The following is a 24796-nucleotide window of genomic DNA, read 5'->3' on the forward strand; positions in this document are numbered from 1 at the left end:
TCTCGCCTTTCGTCTTCGGATGCCGGGGTTGTTCTGCTGTCTGCCGTGTCGCTCCGGTCGCCCTTGGCGGCTGCCGAACTCCCATGAGGGATGCGGTTGTTGCCGCTTGGAGGCTCCTGGGCCGATACGGGTGGTCTCTTCCGCTGTGGTCCGGCTCGGTGGTTCGCCGTGGCCCCGGGTCCTGGAGGGCGTCGACGCCGATCGGGCGCCGGCGGCTGTCCGGCAGAACCTCAGGGACTCGGGGCCGGCAGGTCGGCAGGGCCGCAGGTCCCACTGCCGACCTGCGGAGCGCCGGGCTTTCTCCCCCTTCGTCGTCACAGTGGTTCGGCCGGGCGGGCGGTCCTCACGAGCCCAACAAGAGGTCTACATGTTGGACGCTTTTCTCATATGAGAACAACGAGGATGGCACGCCGCGACTGACGGTCGGTCAATTCGCGCACCTGTTCAGCCGGTTCTCCGGATGGACCCGCTGATGGTGAGACCCAGAGTGGCGTCGAGATGTGGGCATGTCAATGATTCGCGCAAGCGCTTTCTATGTTGCCGACTCTGGGCCGCGTTCCGCCTGCTGAACGATCGCCCGGCGACCAGACAGCCTGACGCCCCGTGGGACGCCGGGCGCGGGGAGACGTCCGAGTCCGCTGGCGCATGTGTCGCGTGTGTCGCACGAGCCGTCAGCCGGCCGGCGTCACTGCCCGCGTGCCGGCTGGTCGGCGATCAGCAGGGTGGTGCCGGCCACCCGGAATCGAGGCGGGCGTGGATGCGGGCCAGCACCGCGGCCACCAGAAGCCGGCTGCTGCACGCGCGAACGGCCATCGGACACCTCGTCCCCGGTCGTGCCGCACAGTCCCGCTACGTCTGCCCGTACGGTACCGGTCGGGCTGGTGGTCACGGCCCGGGAGCCGGACGCGGTCATGGCCCGGGCCCTGACGGAGACCGCCCGGCACACCGACGCCGCCGCCGCTCTCGAGCGCCTGCCCGGATACATGGGACCGCGCTGACACGGGACCGTGGTCACACCGGGCGACCGTCCGCCGTTCCGTACCTGCCGCGGCGATAGGGTCCGTCCATGAGCCGGCAGCCCCCACAGAAGCAAGAGCACGCTTCGGAGATCACGCGCACCGAGTGCACGCAGTGCGGTACGGAGATCTACGGCGTTGACGGGCGCTACGCCTGTCCGCACTGCGGGTGGGTGAACCACTGGAGCGAGGGACACTCCCAGCTCCCGCAGGCGCGGGACGACGCCGACCGGCCCGGACGCAGGTAGCGGCGGTCGCGCCGGACGGGTGCCGTGCCGTGTCCGCCGGCGCGTGCGGCCGGTCGGACCGGCGGGTCCTGGCCCAGGAGTTGCTCGACGAGCGCGTCCATGTCGAGGTGCTCGCTCTCCCGCCCCGGAGGGACGATGCGCTCGCTCCCCTCAGGGAGGCCTCCATGTCGGACGCCTGGGCACGCAGCAGCGCGTCCCCTGTTCCGGTTCCGCCGCGGTCCGCGAGTACGAGGTAGACGCTGTCCGCGTCGCTGCCGGGGTAGACGAGCACGTCGCCCGCGCCGGCCCGTGCCGCAGTGGGCCCGCCCCGGCGCGACCCCCGTGGAGACGCTGGGCCGGCGGGGCCACCAGCACTGACGCCCCCTCGTCGACGGCGTCGGGTGCCGGTCGGGACCTCTCCCGGCTAGGAGGCGCGGGAATCGCGCCGGGCGGCGGTCTTCTTCTCCGCGGTCTTCTTCTGCGCGGTCTTCTTTTCTGCGGCCTTCTTGGCGCTCGACTTCTTGGCGGCCGTCTTCTTGGCCGTGGTCTTTCCGGCCGTTTCCTTCTGGGCCGTTTCCTTCTGGGCCGTTTGCGTCTTCGTCGTGGCCTTCTTCGCGGGCGCCTTCCTGGCCGCCTTCTTCTTCGGCTTCGGCATCTCGTGCACCGTCGCGTGCTCGTCCTCGCCGCGCGACTCGCGGGCCTTCGCCACGGAGGCGTTGAGCGCGGCCATCAGGTCGACGACCTGACCGCCCGGCTCCGCCTCCTCCTCGGCGGCCGGCGGCTCCTTGCCCTCGGCCTTGGCGGCGATCACTTCCTGGAGCGCCTCGCGGTAGTGGTCGGTGTAGTGGGAGATGTCCTCCTCCCCCATCGCGTCCATGAGCGCCATGGCCCCGTCGACCTCGGAGTCCTCGATCTCCACGGCGGGCGGCGCCAGCGAGGCCGGGGACCTGATCTCGTCCGGCCAGTGCATCGAGTGCAGCACCAGGGCGTCCTTCTTGACCCGCAGCAGCCCCAGGCGCTCACGGCCGCGGAGCGCGAACTTCGCCACCGCGACCTTCGACGACCGCTCCAGCGCCTGCCGGAGCAGCTTGTAGGGCTTGGCCGCGACGTCGCCGGCGCCCTCCAAGTAGTACGAGTCGCCGATCCGCACCGGGTCGATCGACTCCGCCGGCACGAACGCCACGATCTCGATCACCTTCGCCGTCGGCAGCGGCATTCCCTCGAGGTCCTCGTCCGTGACCGCGACCAGCGTGTCCTTGGCGACCTCGTAGCCCCGGGTGATCTCGTCGTCGGAGAGCTGCTTCCCGTCGATCTCGCAGACCTTGCGGTAGCGCACCCGGCCCATGTCCTCCAGGTGGACCTGCCGGAAGGAGATGTTGTGGTTCTCCGTGGCGGGCACGACCTTGACCGGAATCGTGACCAGGCCGAACGAGATCGCGCCGGACCAGATGGGACGGGGCATGCGGAACCTCCGTGACAGCCGGCCCCGAGCACGGTCAGCCTACGACGCGACGGACCGAGGTGCCTCGGGACGGGGCCTCTCCGAGCGGCGGCCCGGCAGGGACGCGGCTTCCGTGTCCTTCATCCCGGGAGGCCGACGAGGGCTTCGGCCTGTCCAGGGGCGAAGGGCGTGGGGCCGTGCCATTCGAGGAGCAGGACGGTGGCGTCGTCGCGCAGGGTGCCGTGGTGGTGGTCGAGGATGCTGCTGACCAGGCGTCGGAGGGTTTCCGGGACGGGCAGGTCTTCGGCGTGGTGGCGCAGCAGGAAGTCGAGGAACGCGTTGAGCCCGGACTCCCCGCCGACGGCGTCGCGCACCTCGCGGACGCCGTCGGTGTGGAGGACGACGCGGTCGCCGGGGTGCAGTTGTTCGCGGTACAGGGTGGCGGGCAGACCGAGGTCGGTGCCCAGGGGGTGTGCCGGTGCGCGGTCCAGCCGCGTGCAGTGTCCGTCGCGGATCACGACCGGCGGGTCGTGGCCGTGGCTGGTCCAGGTCAGCATCCCGGTGCGGGTGTCGAGGGTGGCGAGGACGGCCGTGACGTACGAGCGGTCGTACTGCTCCAGCAGCGCGCGCTCGATGCCTTCCCCGGTCTCGATCAGGCCGGCGCCGCGCCGGCGCTGGTTGCGGCAGGCGGCCACCGCCAGGTTGGCGGTCAGTCCGGCGGTGGTGTCGCGGCCCGTCGCGTCGAAGATCGCCAGGTGTACGAGTCCGTCGGTGGTGGCGTAGTCGTAGGCGTCCCCGGCGACCTCGTAGGCCGGTTCCATGGCCGCGCCGATCACCACGTGGTCGTCGGCGTACGCGCGGGGCGGCATCAGCGGCCATCGCGCCTCCCCCGCCACATTCATCGAACGCGTCCGCACCAGGCGGGCGTGCGAGTCGCTGTGCGCGGACTTCGTGGCGATGATCAGCGCGATCAGCGAGGCGAGGCACTCGATGTCGCGCCGGGTGTGGGCGTCGTCGGACGCGCTGGTGAGGCGCATCATCCCCAGACGCTCTGTGCCGTCCAGGAGCGGCACCCACCACTGGTGCCGCTCGGGCCCCTCCCGCCCGGGCCGGGGAAGGAGCAGGATCTCGCCGTGCTGGAACCCGCGCCCGGCCAGGGTGGAGTCCACGCGGAGCTCCCGCTCCCCGGCGCCGGCGCGTCCACCGGCGCCGGGCCCGAGGCCGGTGAGCGGCCGGAGCACGCCCTGCCGTACGTCGCAGAGGTAGATCAGGATGTCGTGCAGGCCGGCCGCCCCCGCGTACGTCGACACGCGGGTGGGCAGCTGTTCCAGCGTCATCAGGTGGCTGTCGTTCAGCAGGCCCGTGATCATCCGGTAGGTCGCCTGGTGCCTCTGTGCCATCACAAGCCCTCCTGCATCACAGGATCCGCCTCGCCGGCCGTCGGTGCATTCGGCGGGGTGGTCCCGCGTCAGACGTCCGGCTGACGCGGCTCGGGACGGCCCCGGCCCTTCCCTGTGTCGTGGCGTCTCCCCGGGGAGAGGGGCAGGTCGAGCATGTCGAGGAGGAGTGCCAGGTCGGCGTCGCCGTTGGCGTGTCTCTCCACGGTCTCCCGGGCGGCGCTGCGCTCCGTCCCCGGTGCGGGCCTATCGTCCATGTCGGAGATCCGATCACGCCCCGGCCGCGTATGCATCCGGTCGTCCGCCGCGCCTTGATCCGGCCGCCGTCACGCTACGGGGTCCCGCCCGGGCCCTCGGGGTGGAGGACGACCCGCGCCTGTTCCGCGTGTCCCCCCGCGCGCCGAGGTCGTAGCGTGCCGCGGCCAGCGCTCGCGTGGAGGAGAAGTCCCTGCGTCCGCCGGTGGCCGCGTGTCCGGTCCAGCCCGGAACGGCGCCCCAGAGGGCGCCGCGGAACACGCCGCCGAGGATCAGGCCCAGCCAGACCGGTCCCGGTGCGAAGAGCCCCATCAGCAGGCCGATGAGCAGCCCGAACCAGGCTCCGCCGGCCGCACCCGCCGCGGCTGCACGGCCGCTGGTCAGCCGCCCCGTCACATGCTCGACCAGTCGCAGGTCCGAGCCGATGATGTCCCCTTCTCCACCGGTAACCGCTCGTCGGAGAGCCGGTCCACCGCGGCCTGGGCTTCCTCGTAAGAGGCGTAACTCGCCACCTTGTTCCAGGCGATGGTGGCCTCGGCGGGCGCTTCCGGCTCGATTTCGGACATGCGACGCTCCTTCGGAGGGGAGAACGCCACGGGTAACCGGCCGCGGCAGCGTTGAACGAGTCGCCGAACGGCTCCCCGCCCGGGGAGTCATCGGTGGGGCGGACGGCTGGGCTCCGGGAGCTCCAGCCGCTTGAGCAGCGGGGACGTGTCCAGCAGGACGATGCCGCAGACCAGGCCGGCCACGCCGAGCGCCGACAGAGAGGTGGGCAGCCAGCCGGTGCGCAGGGTCTCGTCGAAGACGGCGACGCCGACGGTGACCGCGACGAGGGGTTCCGTGGCGTCCATGACCGGCATGCTCGCGGCCAGGGGGCCGGCCTGGAAGGCGCTCTGGATCAGGAGCAGTCCGGCGATGCTCGCGCCGACGAGCAGGTACGTCTGCCAGGCGGCGAAGAGGGCGACGACGTCGCGCGCCATGGTGTCGACGGTCGCGGCCAGCAGCATGGACTGGGTGCCCATGACGAGTCCCCCCGCGAGGCCGAGCAGCGAGGCCCTGGCCGGTCCGGTGACGCGTGTGCAGACGGCCAGCGTCAGGGCCACGAGGGCGCCGACCGACGCCAGGGTGATCAGCCAGGAGCCGAGGGGAACCACCGGGTCGCCACCGTGCGGGCGGGCGGCGGCGAGGGCGGTCGCCAGGCCGGCGGTCACCGCCAGCGTGCCGGTCCATTCCCGCGCTCCGAGCGGTCTGCGGCGCAGCCGCGCGGAGAGGGGGATGGCGAAGAGGAGCTCGCTGATGATCAGTGGCTGGACGAGGCTGAGCGGGCCGAAGGCGAGGGCGAGGGCCTGGAAGCCGTAGGCGGCGAAGGCCAGGGCGATCCCCGCCCGCCACATGGGCCGGCGCGCCAGCGTGCGCAGCAGCCGGAAGGACAGGGCGTCGTGGTCGGGCAGGCGTACGGCGGCACGTTGCTGGAGCACTCCGGCCAGTGCGAAGCAGGCCCCGGCGGCGAGTGCGGCGAGGACGGCGACGAGCACGGATCACCCGCCCGGGCCGGACACGCCGGACGCTCCGGGCGCGACGCCGCGCCACACCGGGCGGAGGTCCTCCATGAGGACCTGTCCCCAGCCGCGGTGCCGGGTCAGGACGGTGGCCGACGCGTTCCGGCCGATCGCGGCGCGCGCGGCGGGGTCGTCGATCAGGGTCTTCAGGGCCGTGGCCCATGCCGCGGGCGTGTCGCCGTCCACGAGGACGCCGTCCTGCGGCGGCCGGGCGAGCCAGTGGTCGGTGCGTGCGCCGCGCGGCAGGACGACCGGTGTCCCGCAGGCCATGGCTTCGCCGACGACGTTGCCGATCGTCTCCGACCGGGACGGGAAGGCGAAGATGTCGCACCCGGCGAACAGCCGCGCCAGCTCCGGCTGGGGCAGGACGCCCACGAGCGTCACGTCCGGGCCCAGGAGCCGGGAGACGCGTCCCGCCTCGGGTCCCGTACCGGCGACGACGAGGTGTACGGGGCTCCCCTCGGCGCGGAGCCGCCGCAGCGCCTCGGCGAGGAGCAGCACGCGCTTGGAGGCGTCGACCCGGCCGGCGAAGAGCACGAGCGTGCGATCCGGGGGGAGGCCGTACGAGGCCAGCGCCGCCCGGGCCGTCGGGTCCGGACGGAACCGGTCCAGGTCCACTCCCCTGCCCAGCCCGCTGACGCGGCCGGCTCCGACGAGTGCGGCCATCTCCGGCGCCTGCGAGGGTGTGGCGACCATGATCCGGTCGCAGGCGGTCAGCACGCGGTCGCGGCGGCGGCGCACGAGCCCCGCGCACAGGGTCGCCGGATCGACGGAGCGCAGTGCGGGAACGCTGCGGAGGCGCCGGTTCACCGATTCCTGGACGAGGGCGTGGGCAAGTGCGGGTACGTCGGTGTGGACGGAGGCGACGAGTCCGGGGGCGTGCGCCACTCCGGCGTGTCGCCGCGCACGGCGGCCGAGGCGGGCGGCGGTGGCGCCGAAGGCCAGCACATGGGTCAGGTGCCACACGTCGTGGCGGGGCAGCAGCCGGGCCAGCCGGGGGTGGTGGGGCGCCAGGTCGGACACGTCGACGCCGCCCTTCCTGCTCATCAGGGCCGTACTGGCCACGGGAGGCAACGAGACGAAACGCACTCGAGGGGACAGTGCTTCGACGCGGTGCCGGGGGCCGAGGACGTACACCGTCAGGTCGATGCCCAGTGCGGCGGGATCGGCGGCGGCCGCGGCCTCGGCGAAGCGTTCCCAGCACTTGACCTGCCCTCCGGCGTCGGGTGTCCGGACCAGTTCCATGAGCACCGCCACGGACAGTGGGCCTCCCGGTCGGCTTGCCTGCGGTGACACAGCTGCCTCCTCCCTGTCCGGACTCGGGTCGTCCGGGATCAGCCGGATGTTCGTGCTCGAGACGGCGCCGCGGCGTACGGGCCCGGACGGTGACGGTCACCGGCCGCGGCCCCTGTGGAGGGCAGGTCCGGCCGCGGCCGCTCGTCAGGAGATCGTCACGGCATCCGTGGCCCTGACGGCGCAGACTCGCCGATGCCCCGTGCCGTCACCGCCACGTGCGGGCGGCCGGGCCGGCTCCTCGGGGGCGCGCGGCTCCGTGGGAGCTCAGTACGCGCTCCGGGGGACGACGGCGACCGGGCAGGCGGCCGTGTGGAGGACTTCGGCGCTGACAGACCCGAGGAGCAGGCGGCGCAGGCCCGTCCGGCCGTGGGAGCCCGTCACCAGCAGGGCAGCACGGTGCGACGCGTCCACCAGCAGGGAGGCCGGGCGGGCCCGTTCCGCCTGCACGTCGATGTCCAGCCGGGGGTGGCGGTCGCGCAGGCGCGACGCCTCTTGGGCCATGGCCGCGCGGGCGGCGTCGTCCAGGCCCTCGAACTGTGCCGCGATCGCCGCCGGGCCCCCCGTGGCCTCGCTGACGTGGAAGGAGCCGTGGACCATGTGCAGCCGGGCGCCGCGTACTTCCGCCTCGGCGGCGGCGAGATCCAGCACCTCCGACGGCATGTCTCCCACGTCCACCGCCACCACGACCCGGTTCTCCGACGCGACGGCCGTCTCCCCCGGGCGCACCACGACGACCGGGCACCGGGCGTGCGTGGCGACCTGCCAGCTCACCGATCCGAGCGGGAGGCGGGGAAAGCCTCCGCTGCCCCGATGGCCGACCACCAGCCACCCGGCCTCCGCCGAGCGTTCCAGCAGCGCGGCGCTGGCGTGGCCCTCCACGGCTTCGGAGGTGACCCGCAGGTCGGGGAACTCCGACCGCACCAACGCCGCGAGCGCCTCCATCGCCGCGGTCTGCCGCTCGAGCGAGGCGCGCTGTGCCGCCTGGATCTCCAGCGGCCCGACCGGCGCCGGGCCGTGCAGGACGTGCAGGAGATGCAGTGGGGCACCGCGGAGAGTGGCGTGCTGGGCCGCGAAGCGCACGACATCGTCCTGGCCGGCGCCTTCGTCGACGCCCGCCAGAACGAGCCGGGACCCGGATCGTGTGGCATCCACCGTGTACCGCTCCCAGACCTGGACGGTCAGCACCTCCGTCCAGCGTCGCACTCGTGGGCCGCCGCCGCACAGCCCCCGTGCGGCCCGGCGGCGGCTCCGGGGCCGTCCACCGAGACCGGCGGGCCCGGACGCATAGCGCGCGGGCCGGGGGCTACCCGCACTGCGGAGGACAGCGGGAGAGGACGGACGGCGGTTCCCGTGCCCGGCGCGTCTCAGGAGGTCGCCGTGGGGTGCGTACGTGGTCCCGTCGTCGCGGACACGAGGAGGCGCGGCCATGAAGTCCCCAGCCACCGACGGCCGACCGGCGCGGAACGACAAGGGACCGGGCGGCGACGGGCCGGTCGGCGGGATACGGGCCGACGCGCTGGCGCTGACCGGCCCGGAGTCGCTGGACCCTCTGCTGGCACGGATCGGCGACGCCCGGTACGTACTGCTCGGCGAGGCGTCACACGGTACCGCGGAGTACTACCGGTGGCGTGACCTGCTCACACGTCGGCTGATCGAGGAGAAGGGCTTCTCGTTCGTGGCCGTGGAGGGCGACTGGCCCGACTGCCATGCCGTGCACTGCTCCGTGACGGCGGCTCCCGGCGCTCCCGAGGATCCGGTCGAGGTGCTGGAGGACTTCGACCGCTGGCCGACCTGGATGTGGGCCAACACGGACGTCGCCCGGTTCAGTCATTGGCTGCGCCGGCACAACACCGGCCTGCCGGCCGGGCAGCGCGTCGGATTCTTCGGTCTGGACGTGTACAGCCTGTGGGAGTCGCTGCAGGCGGTCAACGAGTACCTGGGCGAACACGATCCCGGCGCGGTGGAGCACGCCGTGGAGGCGTTCCGCTGCTTCGAGCCGTACGCGCAGGACCCGCAGTCCTACGCCATGGCCACTCAGCTCGTGCCGTCCGGGTGCGAACCGGAGGTCCTCGCCCTGCTCGTACAACTGCGGCGCAGGGCGGAGCAGGCGTCCCGTGCCGACGGCGGCCTGGCCGAGTTCGCCGCCCGGCAGAACGCCGAGGTGCTGGTCGGCGCCGAGCGGTACTACCGGGCGATGCTGCACGGAGGGCCGGAGTCGTGGAACATCAGGGACCATCACATGGCCGACACCCTTCAACGGCTCATGGAGTACTACGGGCCGCGGGCCAAAGCGGTGGTCTGGGAGCACAACACCCACGTCGGGGACGCCAGGGCCACGGACATGGCGGCGGCCGGCCTCGTCAACGTCGGTCAGCTGGTACGGGAGAGGCACGCGGACGACGGCGTCGTGCTGGTCGGGTTCGGCTCCTACGAGGGCTCCGTCATCGCCTCCGACCGGTGGGGAGGGCGCGCCCGCGCCCTCCACGTCCCGCCCGCTCGCCCGGGGAGCCTGGAGGAGCTGATGCATCAGGCGCTGCCGGGCGGGGCGGGGCTGTTCGTGTTCCCGAAGCGGGAGCGGGGCGGCTGGTTCCGGGAGGAGCGCGACCACCGCGCGATAGGCGTCGTCTACCGGCCGGAGCGTGAGAAGTGGGGCAACTACGTGTCCACGGTCCTGGGCGAACGCTACGACGCCTTCTGCTTCCTCGACCGCACCGCCGCCCTCACCCCGCTTCACACCGCCCCGGCCGACACACGGGAGGAGGAGACCTGGCCGACCGGTGTGTGAGCACCGGCCGGGACGCGGCAGCACCAGCCCGGAGGAATGCCATGTACTTCCACGACCACCGTCACGCCGGTCAGGAACTCGCCGTGAGACTGCTCGAATGGGCGGCCTCCGGGGACCTCGCGAACGCGCTCGTCCTGGCCCTGCCGCGGGGCGGCGTGCCCGTCGCCGCGGAGGTCGCCGACGCCCTCAAGGTGCCGTTGGACGTGCTGGTGGCCCGTAAGATCGGCGTCCCCGGCCGTCCGGAGACCGGCATCGGGGCGATCGCCGGCGACGACCCGCCGGTCTACGACCCGCGGTCCCTCAAGATGCTGGGCCTGACCGAGTCGGACCTCACGGGCGACGTGACCCGCGAGCGGGCGGAGTTGCACCGCCGTGAGGAGTTGTACCGGGGCGGACGTCCGGCGCCCGAGTTCGAGGGCAGGACCGTCATCGTGGTCGACGACGGGCTCGCCACCGGCGTCACCGCCCGTGCCGCCCTGCGGCATCTGCGGTCCCAGAACCCGGGCCGGCTGATCCTCGCGGTGCCGGTCGGGTCCCCGCAGGCCGTGGAAGCGCTGCGGCAGGACACCGACGACATCGTGTGCCTGCATCAGCCGAGCGCGTTCCGGGCCGTCGGCGAGTGGTACGAGGACTTCGCCCAGGTCTCCGACGACGAGGTGATCGCCACGCTGGCCCGCTTCGGCGGTTCGCCGGCGCAGAACCACGGCCGGGGGTCCGCGTCCTGAGCGCGCACGCCGTGTGCTGTGTCACCGGGGGAACGACGGGTACCGGTACAGGGCCCTGCCGCACTCCGCGAGGGAGGGCCGTGTGTGACCCACCCGCCGTACAGCTCTCAGCGGCCGTCGGGCCGTGCCGACAGCGAAGGAGCACATCATGGTGCGCAAGAAGATGGAAGGCGACGAGGAGCAGCGCCGTGCGGCGGCCCACGAGGCCGAACGGGCCGGGCAGTCACCGAGCGCCGAGGGCACGACGACCGGGGCGTCGAAACAGCGCACGCACATGCCGCATCGTTCCACCCTCACTCACGAGGAGAAGACCGCCCCGATCCACCGCGGCAAGCAGGGCTCGCGCACCGGCGATTCGGCGACCCGTGCCGCCCCCGCCGAGAAGACGGAACCGGCGTTCCGGGGCCGGGGCCGCGACTACACCGAGGACCATGAGCAGCTCTTCCGCTGCCTCGTCCGCGTCCAGCAGGAGCACGGCGGCGAAGGCGCCCATCTGGACGAGATCGCCCGTGCCGCCGGACGCACTCCCGACGAGACGCGGCCGCTGCTCCACGACCTCGTCGTCACCCACCGGCTCGTCACCGAACTGGGCGGATCCGACACTCCTGACCTCGGCCCCCGCTACGAGGCGAAGCCGCGGCACTGAGCGGGCCGGACCGCGCACAGCGCCGGCGTGCCCGCGGCCCGGGTGACGGAGGTGGTCCGGATGCCGGAAGAGAGGAAGGGAACAGCACCATGACGTCTCCCCGTCGCCGCCGCCCGGATCCCGTTCCCCGTTCGCGTTCGGGGATGATCGGGCGGCGGTACGAAAGGACCGGGACGGAACCTGTCACGGCTCGTAGCGCGCTTGGGCTGCGTCTGGTGCTGTCCTGCGCCGGAGTGGTGCTGTTCGCCGCGCTCACGGCGCTGTTCGTGGTGTGGACGGCGGCGGCCGGTCCGGGCGATTCCCCGAGCCGCTGGGAACTGGGCCTGCTCGCCGGTGGCTGCGGTCTCCTGACGATCGTCGCGGCCCTCGACCTCGTCGTCATCCTCCGCAGACGGGCCCGGGAACGCCCGCGGGGGTGAACTCCCCGTAGCCGCACCGGTGCCGGGCGGGCCGGTCCGTCGGCCGTCCAACCATATTGCCCGATCGCCCACTTGCGTGGTCGCGGTGGGCTATCGCGGTGGGCTATACCTGTGCCGTGACTGTGCCTTGGGACGTGGAAGGGACACGCGATGAGCTGCGCACCGTCCTCGACCGGTGCGAGGTGTGGCTGCGTGCCGCGGCCGGCGCACCCCAGACGCCGGCGGAGTGGCCGCGGGAACTGCGCGGGGACGCCGACACGGTGAAGCGGCTGCGGACGCGTGCGGCCTCCGCCCTGCTCAACGTGGCGCTTCTGGGGGCGTTCTCGTCCGGCAAGAGCTTTCTGCTGAGCGGTTTGCAGGGCGGTCTCGAACTGGTGGAGGTGCCCACGGCCGACGGCCAGACCGCGGACAAGTTCGTGGGACTGCGGCCTTCGTCCCCGGTGCCGACGACGGCGTGCCCGGCGAGTGTGGTGCCGGTCGACGACCATACGAAGGCGGGATACGCGTACTCCCGCGACGAGTTGCAGGAGGGTGTCAGCGGCGTCGCCGTTCCGGTCTTCTCCGCGGGCGTCGTCACCGCGAGCCTGAGCGTGGTCGTTCCCGTCAACCGGGACGCCGAGCTGCAGAACTGGATCGCCGACCTGTCCGAGGCGGCGGAGCGGATGAGCCACGAACTGGACGCCGCGCGCCGACAGTCCACCGAGTAGGTGTCCCAGGGACACCGCCGATCGCATCAGGAGTCGTCAATGTCTGTTCGCCGTGTCATGCCCGTCTTCCAGTCGGACGCGGAGCAGGAGAACCGGGAGTTCTACGGCCTGCTGGGCTTCGAGGAGGTCATGAACCTCGGCTGGATCACGACACTCGCCTCACCGTCCGCTCCGGCGGCACAGGTGAGCTTCATGACCGCCGACAAGACCGCACCGGTCACGCCCGACATGAGTGTCGAGGTGGACGACGTGGACGCGGCGTACGCGGTGGTGCGGGACAGCGGCGCGGAGATCGTGCATCCCTTGCAGGACGAGGAGTGGGGCGTCCGGCGGTTCTTCGTCCGCGACCCCGGCGGCCGGGTGATCAATGTGCTGGGCCACCGCTGACATCACGGTCGCCGCGTCGCATGCCCCGGCGCGGGGCTCGTATGCCTTGCGGCCGTGGCCGACGTATACGAGTTCCCGCTCACCCTCGGCCTCCCGGACTCGCTCCCCGCACAGGAACTCGCACTGCTCCGCCGGCACTTGGGGCACGACGTCCCCGCCGACCGGACCGCAAGGCCGTTTCTGACGGCTACGCGACGAGCAGGAGCACGCTGATCACGAGCATGACCGCGGCGGTGGCTCCGTGGATGCCGTAAGCGGTCGCCCTGGGGCCCGTTGTTGCGCAGCACGATCAGGGCGTCACCGACGGGAATGCCGGTGGCGGCGAGCATGAACCAGCCCAGCAGCTGGGGTGTCGCGCCAACCAGCAGGATGAAGACGAAGAGCCCCGAGGCTATGTCTCGCACGGCCTAGACGGTCAGCCAGGCCTGGAAGCTGCGTTCCCCGGTCGGTGTGTCGGGGATGCCGAAGCCGGCCGCGGCCTGCGGTGCCCAGAAGGCGCGTGCGCCGATGAAGACGATGCCTGCGCCGATCAGTCCGGCCGGCACGGCCGCGACGTTGGTGAGCATGGTTGCTTCCTCTCTCGGTGACAGCGGCCGCATCCCCCCGGAGGGCCAGGAGGAACGGCTCGATTTCCTCGTCATCGCGTGCACGCCGGCGGGCCGGCCACGCGGCGCAAAGGGCGACTAGCCGCGCGCCGGCTCGGTGTCGCCGTACGCGTCGTGCCAGTTCCACCACTGGTAGGGCGGGGTCTGCGGGTAGCCCTCCGGCGAGTCCTCCCACTCCTCCTGCCGCCCGAGCGCGGTCATGTCGAGGTAGCTCCAAGTGGTCCCCAGCGCCTCGTCACCGCGGTTGTTGATGAAGTACGTACGGAACACGCTGTCGCCGTTGCGGATGAACGCGTTCGTGCCGTGCCATTCGTCCACGCCGAAGTCGGCGTCGAAGTCGTCGAGCATCGTGTACCAGGGCATCGTCCAGCCCATCCGCGCCTTCACGCGCTCGATGTCCGGCTGCGGCGCGCGGGAGGCGAAGACGAGAGTGGTGTCGCGGGCGTTCAGATGCGCGAGGTGGGCGACGTGGTCGGCCACCATGGAGCAGCCGACGCACGCGTGGTCCGGCCAGCCGGACACTCCGGACTCGAGGAAGGCGCGGTAGACGATCAGCTGACGACGGCCCTCGAACAGGTCGGGCAGGCTCGCCCTGCCGCCGGGTCCTTCGAACTCGTACTCCTTGTCGACGGCCGTCCACGGCATCCGCCGGCGCATCGCGGCCAGCGCGTCCCGGGCGCGGGTCAGCTCCTTCTCCTTCACGAGCAGCTGCTCGCGCGCCGCCTCCCACTCCTGCGGCGTGACGATCTGAGGCGTCTTCATGGTGATGTCACCCTCCAGTCGGAGTCCATATTGGCCATGGAGGGACGGTCTGCTGTGCACCGACACCGCAACGGGCACAGATGCCGCCGTCACGACGGCCGGAGGACGAACGTGCCCGCCGGATCGGAGTCGGCGCTCGCGCGGAAGCCGTGACCGATCCGGTCGAGGAGTGCGCGCAGCCAACGGGAGTCCTCGTACGAGGCGTGCCGCAGGCGCATCCGCCGGGCCTGCAAGGGGGTGACGCGGACGTCGGCGAGGCGGCCAGTGTTCGGCTCGACCGAGACGAGATACAGCGGCCGCAGGTCGTCCCGGTACTCCTCATAGCCGGTGATGCCCTCGTAGTCGTCGATGAAGTCGCCGCATCCGTAGAGGACGAGCTTCCCCCGGTACGTCTCCAGGGGCCGGGGATGGTGCGAGGAGTGGCCGTGCACGACGTCCACGCCGCCGTCGATCAGCGCGTGTGCGAAGGCGGTCTGGTCCCGGTGGACGGTGTATCCCCAGTTGGAGCCCCAGTGGACGGACGCCACCACGATGTCGCCGGGCCGCTTCGTCTGCCGTACCAGGCCGAGTGTTTCGTACGCGGCGGCCTGCGATGCTCCGGCCATGAACCGCACCCCGCCGCGGTGTTCCGTCGCCGCCCAGTGCTCGGGGATGCCGCTGGAGGGCATTCCGAGGGCGAGGACCAGGACCCTGTGGCCGCCGTCCACGGGGACGACCGCGGGACGCTTCGCCGCGTCGGCGTTGCGCCCCGCGCCCGCCGTCCGCAGACCCGCGGCCGCCAGGGCGTCGAGGGTCTCCGCCAGTCCGGGGCGGCCGAAGTCGAGAACGTGGTTGTTGGCCAGGGCGCAGACGTCGGGGCGGGCGGCGGCCAGGCAGGGGAGGTTGTCGGGGTTCATCCGGTAGTGGACGTACCGGCCGGGCGCGAACGTGTCGTGCCGGGTGACGCCGGTCTCGAGGTTGACGATCCGGGCGGCGGGCGCGGCGGCGTCCAGGACCTGGAGCGCGTCGCCCCAGGGCCATGCGGGGTCGACGGGGCGGGGAATGGGGCCGTTGGCGGCCTCCGCGAGCTCGACGTAGGCGCGGGCGTCGCGTATGTACTCCTCGCAGAGTGCCGGGTCGCCGGGATGCGGCAGGATCTGGTCCACACCGCGGCCGAGCATGACATCGCCGCAGAGGAACAGAGTGACCAGGCCACTGCCCATTTCCCCAGGTTAGAACCATGCGGCGGAGGTTTCACAACGTGGGCCCGGGCGCGACGGGCGGTACGGGGCGAGGTCGCCGGTCGTCTCTTACCCGGCGACGGCGGCTCCCCTACTGGTCGTCGTCACCGCCGACGCCGATCAGCGCGAGGGTGATGTTGTCGGGGCCGCCCGCCTCGACGGCGGACTTCCACATCTCGTAGGCCGCCCTGCCGCCGTCGTGGGTCCGCAGCAGCTCGCGGAGCACGTCCTCGGGCACGGGGTCGGTCAGCCCGTCCGTGCACACCAGGATGCGATCGGCCGCGGAGAGCGGCGACATCGTGATGTGGGGGGTGACGGCGCTGAACCGGTGGCCGCCGCCGAGCGCCTGGGTGACCAGTGAGGTGGTGCGCCGCCCCGGCGACAGCGGCGGGCTGTCGTCCACGCTGAGCCGGCGGAGCTCGTCCCCGGACGCGTCGAGCACTCTGCTGTCGCCCACGTTGAACACCAGCAGCGACTCCTCCAGGACGACGGCGCCCGCGACCGTGGTGCCCATGGTGAGTAGCTCGGGATCGCGTTCGGCCGCCGCGTACACCGCGTGGTTGCACTCGTTCAACGCGTCACGGACCGCTTCCTCGCTGTCCAGGGAGGGGCCGTACGACGCCAGATGCCGGACGACCAGTGCGCTGGCCACCTCGCCACCCGGCTGCCCGCCGATGCCGTCGGCGACCGCGACGACGAGCGGCGTGCCCAGGGGGAAGATGAGCGTCTGCGGATTCTCGGTCACGGTGCCGCACAGCGTCCACGGGCCGACCACGACGCTGTCCTCGTTGTGATCGCGGACCAGCCCCGGGTGGCTCAGGGCCGTCACCGTCACGTACCGCATCACCGTGCCGCCTCTCCGGAACGACCGACGCGTCCCGTATCCACCATCGTCGCGCGGTGGGCGTCGTGGGGCGCGTCCGGCGGGGGTCCCTTGCGTGGCGGGGCCCGTGGCCGGGCCGTCAGCGCAGAAGGGGGCCGAGAGTGAGCGGGATCGCCGCCCCGCCCGCGATGCCGAGGGCGAGGGACGCGCCGCCGGCGGTGTAGGCGGCGGTCGCGGACCAGCGGCCGAGGACGAGGTGTGTACGGGCGGGCAGATCGTCGGGGACGGGGCGGAAGAGCGGGCCGAGCCAGCGCAGATAGTAGAAGAGGGAGGCGACGGTGTTGGCGACGGCGAGGGCGGCCAGCCAGGTGTAGCCGCCGTCGACGGTGGCGCTGAACACTTCGAGTTTGCCGAGGAAGACGCCGGTGGGCGGGGTTCCGACGAAGCCGAGCAGGCAGACGACGAGTACGGCGGCGAGGGCGGGCCGGCGGCGGGCGAGGCCACGGTAGTCGTCCAGGGTCCGGGCGTTGGGGAGTTCGGTGACCACGGAGAAGACGGCGATGTTGGTCAGGGCGTAGGCGGCCAGGTAGAACAGCAGCGCCTGTTGGGCGAGGCCGCTGCGGGTGGCGACGGCGACGGCCATGAGCAGGTAGCCGACCTGGCTGATCGTGGAGTACGCCAGGAGCCGTTTGACGGAGGTCTGGAAGAAGGCCGCGAGGTTGCCCAGTGTCATGCAGGCGGCGGCGAGCACGGCCACCAGCAGGGGCCAGTCGACGGTCTGCGCCGGCAGCGCCTGGTGGACGAGCCGGAACGCGGCGACCAGCCCGCCGATCTTGGGCAGCGTGGTGACGTACGCGGCGACCGGGGCGCTGGTGCCCTCGGTGACGTCGGGCACCCAGTAGTGCGCCGGCACCGAGCCGGTCTTGAACAGCAGGCCGCTGAGGACGGCGACGAGTCCGAGGGCCACCACCGCGTGCGGCGCCGCGGGCAGGTTCTCGTGCAACTGCCCGTAGACGGTCGCGCGGCCGGCGCCGTACAGCAGCGTGACGCCGGCGAGCATGGTCGTGCCGAGGGCGGCGCCCATCAGGTAGTACTTCATCGCCGCTTCGGTGGCGTAGGCGTCCTTGGCGAAGCCCGCGAGCGCGTACGCGGGGACGCTGGCGAGCAGGTAGCCGGCGAAGAGCGTCAGCAGGTCACTGGCGCCGATCATGGCGAGGGTGCCCGCGGCGGAGAGCAGGAGCAGCACGTAGTACTCGCTCTCCCTCTTGTGGCCGCGCACCGTCTCCACCGAGGTGGCCAGGATCAGCAGCAGGGCGCCGAGGACGATCAGGCGTCCCGCGTCGGTGGCCGCGTCGACGGCGAAGGAGGCGGAGAAGACCGTCTGTTCTCGGCCGGTGGCCATCGTGACGGCGGTGGCGGCGAGGCCGGCCAGGCAGGCCGCGGCGGCCAGCACCGCGACGGCCCACTGGTGGCGGCGGGGCAGCCAGGACCCGGCGAGGAGGCCGACGACGGCCGCGGCGAGCAGGGCGGTCTCTGGCAGCAGGGCGGCGAGGTTGTCGTTCATCGGGCGACCAGTTCGGCCAGGGCGCGGCCGGCGGGCTCGATCACGTCCAGCAGCAGGCGCGGCAGGACGCCGATGACCAGGGCGACGCCCAGCAGCGGCACGATGGAGACGGCCTCGATGGGGGCCAGATCGCCGAAGCCGCCGGTGCGGACGGAGCCGGGCAGTCGTGTCGGGCCCAGGAGCATACGGCGCAGGGCGCGCAGGAACAGGGCGGCGGTCAGCAGGATGCCGGTGACGGCGACGGCGGTGGCGGTGGCCTGGGAGGCGAGGCTGCCGGTGAAGATCTGGAACTCGGCGATGAACCCGGAGAAGCCGGGGATGCCCAGGCTGGCGAACGCGGCGACGGCGGTGACGCCGGCGAACCGCGGGGTCGGCCCGGCGAGCCCGGAATAGGCGTCGATGGCGTACGTCCCGCCGCGGTCGTGGAGCACGCCGCACAGCAGGAACAGCGCCCCGGTGAGCAGCCCGTGGCTGACCATCTGGACGACGGCTCCGGTGACGGCCAGGGCGCGGGCCTGTGTGTCGGTGTCGGCGAGCACGCCCGCGGCGCCGACCGCGAGGATGACGTATCCCATGTGGTTGACGGACGTGTAGGCGATCATCCGTTTGAAGTCGGTCTGTCCGAGGGCGACGAGTGCCCCGTAGACGGCGGAGACCGCGCCGACGACGATGAACACCAGCGCATGGTCGCGCCAGCTGCCGGGCAGGATGGGCATCGCGATACGGACGAAGCCGTACGTCCCCATCTTCAGCAGCACGCCCGCCAAGATCGCCGACCCGGCGGCGGGGGCGTCGGTGTGCGCGGGCGGCAGCCAGGTGTGGAAGGGCACGGTGGGTGTTTTGACGGCCAGTCCGACGCCGATCGCGAGCAGCACCAGCCCGGCGTAGGTTCCCCGGCCGGCCAGCGGGTCGGCCGCGGCCAGTTCCACCATGTCGAAGGTGTGGGGGTCGGCGGCCAGGAACAGGCCGATGAAGCCGAGCAGCAGCGCGAGGGATCCGATGAAGGTGTAGAGGAAGAACTTGAGGGCGGCCGCCCGGCCCTGCTCGCCGTGGCCCCACCCGGCGATGACGAAGAACATGCCGACGATGGACAGGTCGAAGAAGACGAAGAACAGAATCAGGTCGAGGGCGACGAACAGTCCCAGGGAGACCGACTGCAGGAAGAGGAAGAGGCACGCGTAGTTGCGGACCCGGCGGGTCTCGCGCAGCGAGTACACGGCGACCGCGAGGAACAGCAGGCAGGTCAGCGCCACCAGGGGAAGCGACAGTCCGTCGACGCCGACGTGGTAGCTCACCCCGGCCCCGGGGATCCACGAGGTCCGCTGCTCGTACTGGAGGCCGCCGCCGTTGTCGAAGCCGGCCCACAGGGCGACGATCAGGGCCAGGTCGAGCGCGGCGGTCGCGGTCCACACCGTCGTGCAGGCCCGGTCGGGCAGGGCTCGCGGCCAGAGCCACAGCACGACGCAGACCAGCAGCGGCAGGAAGACGACGAGGGTCAGCATGGATTACCTCACCAACAGCAGGATCAGGACCAGCACGGCGAAGCCCACCGCGGCCTGGGCGTAGTACTGGTGCAGCAGCCCGGTCTGTGGGCGGCGCGCCAGGCCGCCGAGCCGGCGCGCGCCGGCGGCGACGGCGCTCACCAGCGCGTCGATGCCGCCGTCGTCCGCGCGGCGCGCCAGCCGGGCACTCGCAAGGCCCCCGCGCGCCGCCTGCCGCACCGCCCCGTCGACGACCCGGTCGTCGAACGCGGCCGAGGACCGGGCCAGTTCCCGGCCGGCCCGTGCCGTCCCGCGGACGGCTCCGTCGACGACCCGGTCGTCGAAGGCGGCCAGCGTCCGGGCCAGCGCCATGACCGGGCGGGCGACGAGGAGGTGCGCGGCCCGCTCCAGCCCCAGCCACCCGGCCGCCCACCGCCGTACGGCGCCCGGTACCGGGGCCGGGCCCGGGCCGCGCCACCGGACGAGAGCCGCGGCGGCGAGGGCGACGGCCGCGGAGAGGATGACCTCCCAGAGGTGCGGGGCGGGTTCGCCGGGGGCGCCCACCGCCGAGCGCAGCGCGCGGGCGACGCCCGGCAGCGCCAGTACGCCCAGCGTGGCGGCGCCGAGGGCGAGCACCACCAGCGGCGCGCCCGCCGCCCACCCGGTGCCGCGGGTACGGGTGCGCTCGGGGTCGCGGGACGCGGCGACAGCCGGCGGCGGACGCAGTACGAACCAGAGGGCCTTGACGCTGTAGAGGGCCGAGACGGCGGCGGCCGTCAGGCCGGCCGCGTACAGGGCGGTGTCGCGTTCGTACGCCGCGGCCAGCACCTCGTCCTTGGTCGCCCACAGCGACAGCGGCGGCAGTCCGGCCAGTGCCAGGGCGCCGACGGCGAAGCAGGCGCCCACGAGCGGGTACGCGCGGGCGGCGCCGCGCAGTGCCGGCAGGTGCTTGGTGCCCAGGGCGCTGAGCCAGAAGCCCGCGGCGAGGAACAGCCCGGCCTTGACCGCGGCGTGCGCCACCAGGTGTGCGGTGCCGCCCGCCACACCGGCGGCGCCGGCGGCCAGCACCATGAACCCGACCTGCGCGCAGGTCGAGGCCGCGAGCAACTGCTTGAGATCCGTCTGCGCGAGCGCCACGACGCCCAGCAGCACGGCGGTGGCGGCTCCCGTCCAGGCGACGAGCGGTCCGGCCCATGCGGTGGCGGTCAGCAGCGGGTGCAGCCGCAGCAGCAGATAGGCGCCCGCCGCCACCATGGCCGCCGAGTGCAGCAGCGCCGAGACCGGGCTGGGGCCCTCCATGGCCCGGGAGAGCCAGAAGGAGAACGGCAGTTGGGCCGACTTGCCCAGCGCCGCCAGGACCACGCCGGCGGTCACCACATGGAGCCACGGCGAGTCGGCGGTGCGCAGGGCGGCCAGCTCCAGTGAGCCGACGCCGCCCGCGACGGCCGCGCCGGCGGCCAGATACAGGCCCAGGTCGGCGGCGCGGGTGGTGAGGAAGGCGGTGTCCGCCGCGTGGACGCGGTGCTGCTCGTGCCACCGGAAGCCGATGAGCGCCCAGCTGGCGGCGCCCATGATCTCCCAGGCCATGAGCAGCAGGGGCAGCGTGGTCGCGGTGACGGTGACCAGCATGGCCCCGGCGAACAGCAGCATCAGCCCGAAGAACCGGGCGCGGCCCGCGGTGCGGCCCGGCTGCCCGGCGGCGCGGTCCGAGTGTCCGGCCGATCGCTCCGACCCGGTGGGGCGGTCCGGCTGCCCGGCGGGGCGGTCCGGCGACCCGGCCGATCGGTCCGGCTGTCCGGCGGCGAAGACGAGTACGACGGTGGTGACCGCGGCCACGGTGATCACCATCACCGCGGACAGGCCGTCCACCCGCAGCCCGGCCTCCATGCCCGCGAACAGCGGCGCCCGGACGGCGGGCCTGCCGACGCCCGTCGCGACCGCCAGGCCGAGCGCCGCCAGCGCGACGGCCACGCCGACGGCGGGAGCGAACCGGTCGGCCGCCCGGCCGGCCACGGCCAGCGCGCCGCCGGTGAACAGCGGGAGGGCCACCAGCGCCCACAGCAGTGCGGTCATCCCTTGAGGTCCTCCGCCATGTCGGCCATGTCGACCTCGCGGGACCGGAAAATGGCCGTGGTGACCGCGAAGCCCATGGCCATCTCCACGGCCATCGCGACCACCGCGGCCACGACGATCACCTGTCCGCTCGCCGCGTCGGGGGCCAGGAAGTACCAGAACGCGGCGGCGGCCAGGATGACGGCGCCGATCATCAGCTCGATGCCCATCATGATCATGACGATGGACTGCTGGGACAGCGCGCCGTACAGACCGATCGAGAACAGCCCGGCGGCGAGGAGCAGGAAGAGTTCGAGGATCACCGGCCCACTCCTCCGCCCGCCGGGTCGATGGCCGGGCGTCGGTCGAGGTCGTCGCCGAAGCGGTCGTAGCGGCCCCGGTCGGTCGCCAGGACGGTCGCCGCCACGATGGTGGCGAGCAGGGCGAACCCGAGCGTGATCATCGTCAGCATGTGAGGGCCCATCAGCGACTCCCCCACCTGGAAGGTGGTGTCCGCCGGGGCCGTGCCCCGCCGGCGCGGCCACGGTACGAGGAGGATGCCGGCGGCCAGGCCCAGGAACGTCACGATGCTGATGGCCAGGGAGCCGCGCTTGTTGTGGACCATCGACATGGGCATCAGCCCCGCCGGGTTCATCATGTACGCGATCATGAACACGGCCATGATGACCATCTCCATGACCATCATCAGCACGACGACCACCCCCAGATACGGCAGCCCGAGCAGGATCACCTCGCCCCCGGCGAAGCACAGCGAGGCCAGCAGCGCGAAGGTCACCCGGGCCATGGAATCGAGGCGGAACACCAGAAAGGCACTGACCAGGGCGAGCACGGCCAGTACCGCGAACAGGACAGCGGACACCGTCACCTCCTATCGGCCCAGCACGACGAGCGCCGGGACCAGCGTCTGCAGGATGGTCAGCGGAACGAGGACGACCCAGGCGAACTCCACGTACCGGTCGGCCCGCACGGTCGGCACCCGCCGCCGCGCCCACACCAGCAGTCCGAGCACGGCGAGGGTCTTCACCAGGGACCAGGCCCATGCGGGCAGCAGCGGCCCGGCGCCGCCGCCCAGGAACAGCGGCACCGCCATGGCGGACCCCGCGGCCAGCAGCAGCCACCGGCCCGCCCGCAGCAGCAGCCGGTCGACTCCCGAGGTCTCGCCGAGTACGCCGCCCGCGATGTCCCGGCCGGCCGGGTGGTCGAACGGCCCCAGGAAGCTGAACGCCAGCACGCTCGCCAGATAGACGACGAACGCGACCGGCATCCACACCGCGAACCACAGGCCCCGCTGCGCGGCGACGATGTCCCCCAGGCGCAGCGACTCGGCTCCGGTGGCGGCCGAGATGAGCGCGAACATCAGCGGCAGTTCGTAGGCCAGACCCTGGGCGACGAAGCGGTAGCCGCCGACCAGGGCGAAGGCGGAGTTCGGGCCCCAGCCCGCCAGCCAGAGGCCGCCCCAGGTCAGCACCTCCATGGCGTTGAACCAGACGACGCCGACCTCCAGGTCGGCGATGACACGGTGACCGAACGGCACGACGAGGACGGACAGTACGGCCGCCGCCGGGACGACGAGTACGCCCAGCCGCCACAGCAGGACGTCGGCGGCCGGCGTCCGGCGGGGCTGGGCGACCAGCAGCCGGGGCACGTCGAGCAGCGGGCGCAGGGCCGCGGACGCCGTGGCCGGACGTCCGGCCACGGCGGCGGCCAGCAGGGCGTCGCCGGCTACCGCGCACAGGGCCAGGAGCAGCAGCAGCGCGGGGGCGACGAGCAGGGACCACCACGGCGCGACCTCAACCACGGGCCACCTCCGCCGGACGGCCCGTCAGTTCCTCCGGGTCCGGGTCGAGGCTCGCCACGATCAGCCGGGCCGCCGCCAGTTCCGCGCCCTCCAGCAGCCGTGGCAGCACCTCCGCCAGAGCGGCCGACGGGTTGCGACGCCCGTCCAGAGGGCCGCGCGGTCCCTCGTCGCGGCCCGGGTCGAGCGCCGAGGTGTCCGCCAGCCGGTCCAGGTCGTCGAGTACGGCGGCGAGCCACAGCCGGTAGCGGGCCGGTACGTCCCCGTCGGCCCGCGCGGCGGGCCCGCCCACTCCGGCGGCCGCCGCCTCGCCGGCGGTCAGCGGGCCGATGCCCCGGGTCAGCCAGTACAGCGTGCGCGACCGGCCGACCCGCGCGGCCAGCCGCCGCGCCCTTGGCCGTACGGCGTCCGCCGCCGCACCGGCGAGGAGGTCGTCCCGCAGCCGCCGGGCGGCCGTGGCCGTCGCGGGCCATCCGGCGACGGCGAGGAGGCGGGCCAGACTGTCCAGGTGGGAGGCGGCCCGGCGTCGGGCCGCCTCCCCCGCCTCGACCCGTTCGCCGGCGATCGCCCGGGCCCACGGCTCGGACCAGAACGACGGGGCGGCTGCCGTGGGGAACGGCGCCGCCGTCTCGATGCGAGCCTCCTGTACGACGTCTCCCTGCAGGGTCAGACGGAGCGTCAGGCCGGACGGCCAGTCGGCGAGCAGCGGGCCGAGGGGAACATGCAGTCGGTCGAGGGCCAGGCCGTCACGGTCCGGCCCCTGCTCGGCCATCGGCAGTCCGGCCGGCATCTGGTGCGCGTCACCACCGTCCGCCGCGTCGTGGGACGGGGACCCGTCGTCCCCGCCGCTCGCAGCGGCGAGCAGGCCGGCACGCTGACCGGCGGCGTCGGCGAGCCGCGCGCGGCCGGACGCGAGAGCCGGGGCCACTTCTCCGGCCCGCTCCGCACGCACCCGGGCCCGTGGAGCGGGCATGTCCCGCCACAGCCGGTCGACGGCCTCGTCCAGGGCCGGGCAGCGGGGCCCCGCGACGAGCAGCAGGTCGGCGTCGGCAGGGGTGAGTGCGACGGGAAGGTCCCGTACGGCGAACTCCCGCTCGGCGGCCAGCCGTACTTGCGTGCCGGCCACGGGCATCGTCACGAGCAGCACGCGCGGGCGTACGGCCGCCGCACGCGACAGCACGGCCGTCAGGTCCATCGCAGCGCGCCCTCCCGCCAGGCGTAGAGCACCCCGGCGACCAGCACCCCGAGGAAGACGAACATCTCGATCACGGCGCTCGGTCCCATGGCGGAGACCACCCGGGTCCACGGGTACATGAAGACCATCTCCATGTCGAAGGCCAGGAAGAGCATCGTCACCGGATACCAGCGCACATGGAACCGGCTCACCGCGTGCTCGGCCGGCTCGAGACCGGAGCCGAACGGCTGGGCGGTCAAGGGGTCGGACGTCACTCGTACGAGCCATGCCGCGCCGTGGACGGCGCCCAGGGCGAGCAGCACGAACGCGAGCAGCGCGAGCGCGGCGGTGAATCCATCCATGTCACGATCCGGTCGGGCGGGGCGGCGTTCCGGAGGAACCGCGCAGGCAGTGCCCGGTTCGCGGCCATGGCCCGGCG

At 73.0% G+C, this 24796-nt stretch carries 29 protein-coding genes; 7 read left to right on the plus strand and 22 right to left on the minus strand.

Annotated features, from left to right (window positions below):
* Window positions 1–1164: 1164 nt before the first annotated feature.
* The 9 genes from ACFYOP_RS22345 to ACFYOP_RS22385 form a co-directional block, all read right to left on the minus strand.
* On the minus strand, window positions 1165–1365 hold the full coding sequence (locus ACFYOP_RS22345) for a hypothetical protein (RefSeq protein ID WP_356893229.1): 201 nt from the start codon (window positions 1363–1365) through the stop codon (window positions 1165–1167).
* Window positions 1366–1667: 302 nt separating this feature from the next.
* Entirely contained in the window at window positions 1668–2705 is a 1038-nt protein-coding gene (locus ACFYOP_RS22350; protein WP_356893227.1) for a Ku protein, read from the minus strand.
* 119 nt (window positions 2706–2824) lie between these two features.
* On the minus strand, window positions 2825–4084 hold the full coding sequence (locus ACFYOP_RS22355) for a PP2C family protein-serine/threonine phosphatase (RefSeq protein WP_356893225.1): 1260 nt from the start codon (window positions 4082–4084) through the stop codon (window positions 2825–2827).
* Window positions 4085–4152: 68 nt separating this feature from the next.
* Complete coding sequence (locus ACFYOP_RS22360) at window positions 4153–4338, minus strand: hypothetical protein (protein WP_356893223.1); 186 nt, start codon at window positions 4336–4338, stop codon at window positions 4153–4155.
* Between the two features lie 13 nt (window positions 4339–4351).
* Window positions 4352–4732, minus strand: coding sequence for a hypothetical protein (locus ACFYOP_RS22365; protein WP_356893221.1), 381 nt, complete (start codon window positions 4730–4732; stop codon window positions 4352–4354).
* Entirely contained in the window at window positions 4729–4902 is a 174-nt protein-coding gene (locus ACFYOP_RS22370; protein WP_356893219.1) for a hypothetical protein, read from the minus strand. Before ACFYOP_RS22370 ends, ACFYOP_RS22365 begins: the two co-directional genes overlap by 4 nt.
* Window positions 4903–4989: 87 nt before the next feature.
* Window positions 4990–5871 (minus strand): DMT family transporter, encoded by an 882-nt coding sequence (locus ACFYOP_RS22375; protein ID WP_356893217.1) that lies wholly within the window; start codon window positions 5869–5871, stop codon window positions 4990–4992.
* A 3-nt stretch (window positions 5872–5874) separates the two neighbouring features.
* Window positions 5875–7152 carry a glycosyltransferase gene (locus tag ACFYOP_RS22380; RefSeq protein WP_356893215.1) on the minus strand — a complete coding sequence of 426 codons (1278 nt, stop codon included), beginning with the start codon at window positions 7150–7152 and terminating at the stop codon, window positions 5875–5877.
* 303 nt (window positions 7153–7455) lie between these two features.
* The gene (locus tag ACFYOP_RS22385; protein ID WP_356893213.1) at window positions 7456–8394 is read right to left on the minus strand and encodes a universal stress protein; all 939 of its coding nucleotides are present in this window, start codon (window positions 8392–8394) and stop codon (window positions 7456–7458) included.
* Between the two features lie 223 nt (window positions 8395–8617).
* Here ACFYOP_RS22385 and ACFYOP_RS22390 point away from each other — a divergent pair, with 223 nt between their 5' ends.
* The 6 genes from ACFYOP_RS22390 to ACFYOP_RS22415 all read left to right on the plus strand — a co-directional run bounded on the left by ACFYOP_RS22390 (window position 8618) and on the right by ACFYOP_RS22415 (window position 12860).
* Window positions 8618–9976, plus strand: a complete 1359-nt coding sequence (locus ACFYOP_RS22390; RefSeq protein WP_356893211.1) for an erythromycin esterase family protein — start codon at window positions 8618–8620, stop codon at window positions 9974–9976.
* 41 nt (window positions 9977–10017) lie between these two features.
* Window positions 10018–10701, plus strand: coding sequence for a phosphoribosyltransferase family protein (locus tag ACFYOP_RS22395; RefSeq protein ID WP_356893209.1), 684 nt, complete (start codon window positions 10018–10020; stop codon window positions 10699–10701).
* 148 nt (window positions 10702–10849) lie between these two features.
* Window positions 10850–11347, plus strand: coding sequence for a hypothetical protein (locus tag ACFYOP_RS22400; protein WP_356893207.1), 498 nt, complete (start codon window positions 10850–10852; stop codon window positions 11345–11347).
* 143 nt (window positions 11348–11490) lie between these two features.
* Window positions 11491–11766, plus strand: coding sequence for a DUF6343 family protein (locus tag ACFYOP_RS22405; protein WP_388452587.1), 276 nt, complete (start codon window positions 11491–11493; stop codon window positions 11764–11766).
* A gap of 116 nt (window positions 11767–11882) precedes the next feature.
* The gene (locus ACFYOP_RS22410; protein WP_356893203.1) at window positions 11883–12473 is read left to right on the plus strand and encodes an IclR family transcriptional regulator C-terminal domain-containing protein; all 591 of its coding nucleotides are present in this window, start codon (window positions 11883–11885) and stop codon (window positions 12471–12473) included.
* Window positions 12474–12512: 39 nt separating this feature from the next.
* Window positions 12513–12860 carry a VOC family protein gene (locus ACFYOP_RS22415; protein ID WP_356893201.1) on the plus strand — a complete coding sequence of 116 codons (348 nt, stop codon included), beginning with the start codon at window positions 12513–12515 and terminating at the stop codon, window positions 12858–12860.
* A gap of 2 nt (window positions 12861–12862) precedes the next feature.
* Here the strand turns inward: ACFYOP_RS22415 and ACFYOP_RS22420 are convergent, their stop codons facing one another.
* Window positions 12863–13264: a DUF4267 domain-containing protein gene (locus ACFYOP_RS22420; protein WP_356893199.1), complete on the minus strand. Its 402-nt coding sequence runs from the start codon at window positions 13262–13264 to the stop codon at window positions 12863–12865.
* Between the two features lie 3 nt (window positions 13265–13267).
* The gene (locus tag ACFYOP_RS22425; protein WP_356893197.1) at window positions 13268–13426 is read right to left on the minus strand and encodes a hypothetical protein; all 159 of its coding nucleotides are present in this window, start codon (window positions 13424–13426) and stop codon (window positions 13268–13270) included.
* Between ACFYOP_RS22425 and ACFYOP_RS22430 the strand changes: the two genes are divergently transcribed.
* Window positions 13425–13547: a hypothetical protein gene (locus ACFYOP_RS22430; protein WP_356893195.1), complete on the plus strand. Its 123-nt coding sequence runs from the start codon at window positions 13425–13427 to the stop codon at window positions 13545–13547. The genes ACFYOP_RS22425 and ACFYOP_RS22430 overlap by 2 nt on opposite strands.
* On the opposite strand, the gene ACFYOP_RS22435 is transcribed toward ACFYOP_RS22430, so the two are convergent.
* From ACFYOP_RS22435 to ACFYOP_RS22485, 11 genes are all read right to left on the minus strand, one after another.
* The gene (locus ACFYOP_RS22435) at window positions 13544–14227 is read right to left on the minus strand and encodes a DUF899 domain-containing protein (RefSeq protein WP_356893193.1); all 684 of its coding nucleotides are present in this window, start codon (window positions 14225–14227) and stop codon (window positions 13544–13546) included. The two genes, ACFYOP_RS22430 and ACFYOP_RS22435, sit on opposite strands and share 4 nt — an antisense overlap.
* Window positions 14228–14316: 89 nt before the next feature.
* Window positions 14317–15429, minus strand: coding sequence for a CapA family protein (locus tag ACFYOP_RS22440; protein ID WP_356893191.1), 1113 nt, complete (start codon window positions 15427–15429; stop codon window positions 14317–14319).
* Between the two features lie 109 nt (window positions 15430–15538).
* Window positions 15539–16291 (minus strand): protein phosphatase 2C domain-containing protein, encoded by a 753-nt coding sequence (locus tag ACFYOP_RS22445; protein ID WP_356893189.1) that lies wholly within the window; start codon window positions 16289–16291, stop codon window positions 15539–15541.
* 118 nt (window positions 16292–16409) lie between these two features.
* On the minus strand, window positions 16410–17834 hold the full coding sequence (locus ACFYOP_RS22450; protein ID WP_356893187.1) for an NADH-quinone oxidoreductase subunit N: 1425 nt from the start codon (window positions 17832–17834) through the stop codon (window positions 16410–16412).
* Entirely contained in the window at window positions 17831–19336 is a 1506-nt protein-coding gene (locus tag ACFYOP_RS22455; RefSeq protein ID WP_356893185.1) for an NADH-quinone oxidoreductase subunit M, read from the minus strand. Before ACFYOP_RS22455 ends, ACFYOP_RS22450 begins: the two co-directional genes overlap by 4 nt.
* A gap of 3 nt (window positions 19337–19339) precedes the next feature.
* Window positions 19340–21388, minus strand: coding sequence for a proton-conducting transporter membrane subunit (locus ACFYOP_RS22460; RefSeq protein WP_356893183.1), 2049 nt, complete (start codon window positions 21386–21388; stop codon window positions 19340–19342).
* Window positions 21385–21690: an NADH-quinone oxidoreductase subunit K gene (locus ACFYOP_RS22465; RefSeq protein WP_356893181.1), complete on the minus strand. Its 306-nt coding sequence runs from the start codon at window positions 21688–21690 to the stop codon at window positions 21385–21387. Before ACFYOP_RS22465 ends, ACFYOP_RS22460 begins: the two co-directional genes overlap by 4 nt.
* Window positions 21687–22247, minus strand: a complete 561-nt coding sequence (locus tag ACFYOP_RS22470; RefSeq protein ID WP_356893179.1) for an NADH-quinone oxidoreductase subunit J — start codon at window positions 22245–22247, stop codon at window positions 21687–21689. The genes ACFYOP_RS22465 and ACFYOP_RS22470 overlap by 4 nt, the downstream gene beginning before the upstream one ends.
* 9 nt (window positions 22248–22256) lie before the next feature.
* A complete protein-coding gene (locus ACFYOP_RS22475) occupies window positions 22257–23186 on the minus strand; it encodes a complex I subunit 1 family protein (protein WP_356893177.1) in 930 nt (309 codons plus the stop codon).
* Entirely contained in the window at window positions 23179–24378 is a 1200-nt protein-coding gene (locus ACFYOP_RS22480; protein ID WP_356893175.1) for a hypothetical protein, read from the minus strand. Before ACFYOP_RS22480 ends, ACFYOP_RS22475 begins: the two co-directional genes overlap by 8 nt.
* Entirely contained in the window at window positions 24369–24719 is a 351-nt protein-coding gene (locus ACFYOP_RS22485) for an NADH-quinone oxidoreductase subunit A (RefSeq protein WP_356893173.1), read from the minus strand. Before ACFYOP_RS22485 ends, ACFYOP_RS22480 begins: the two co-directional genes overlap by 10 nt.
* Window positions 24720–24796: the final 77 nt, after the last annotated feature.

This window comes from Streptomyces sp. NPDC006294 (genome assembly GCF_042870895.1).
Classification (GTDB): Bacteria; Actinomycetota; Actinomycetes; order Streptomycetales; family Streptomycetaceae; genus Streptomyces.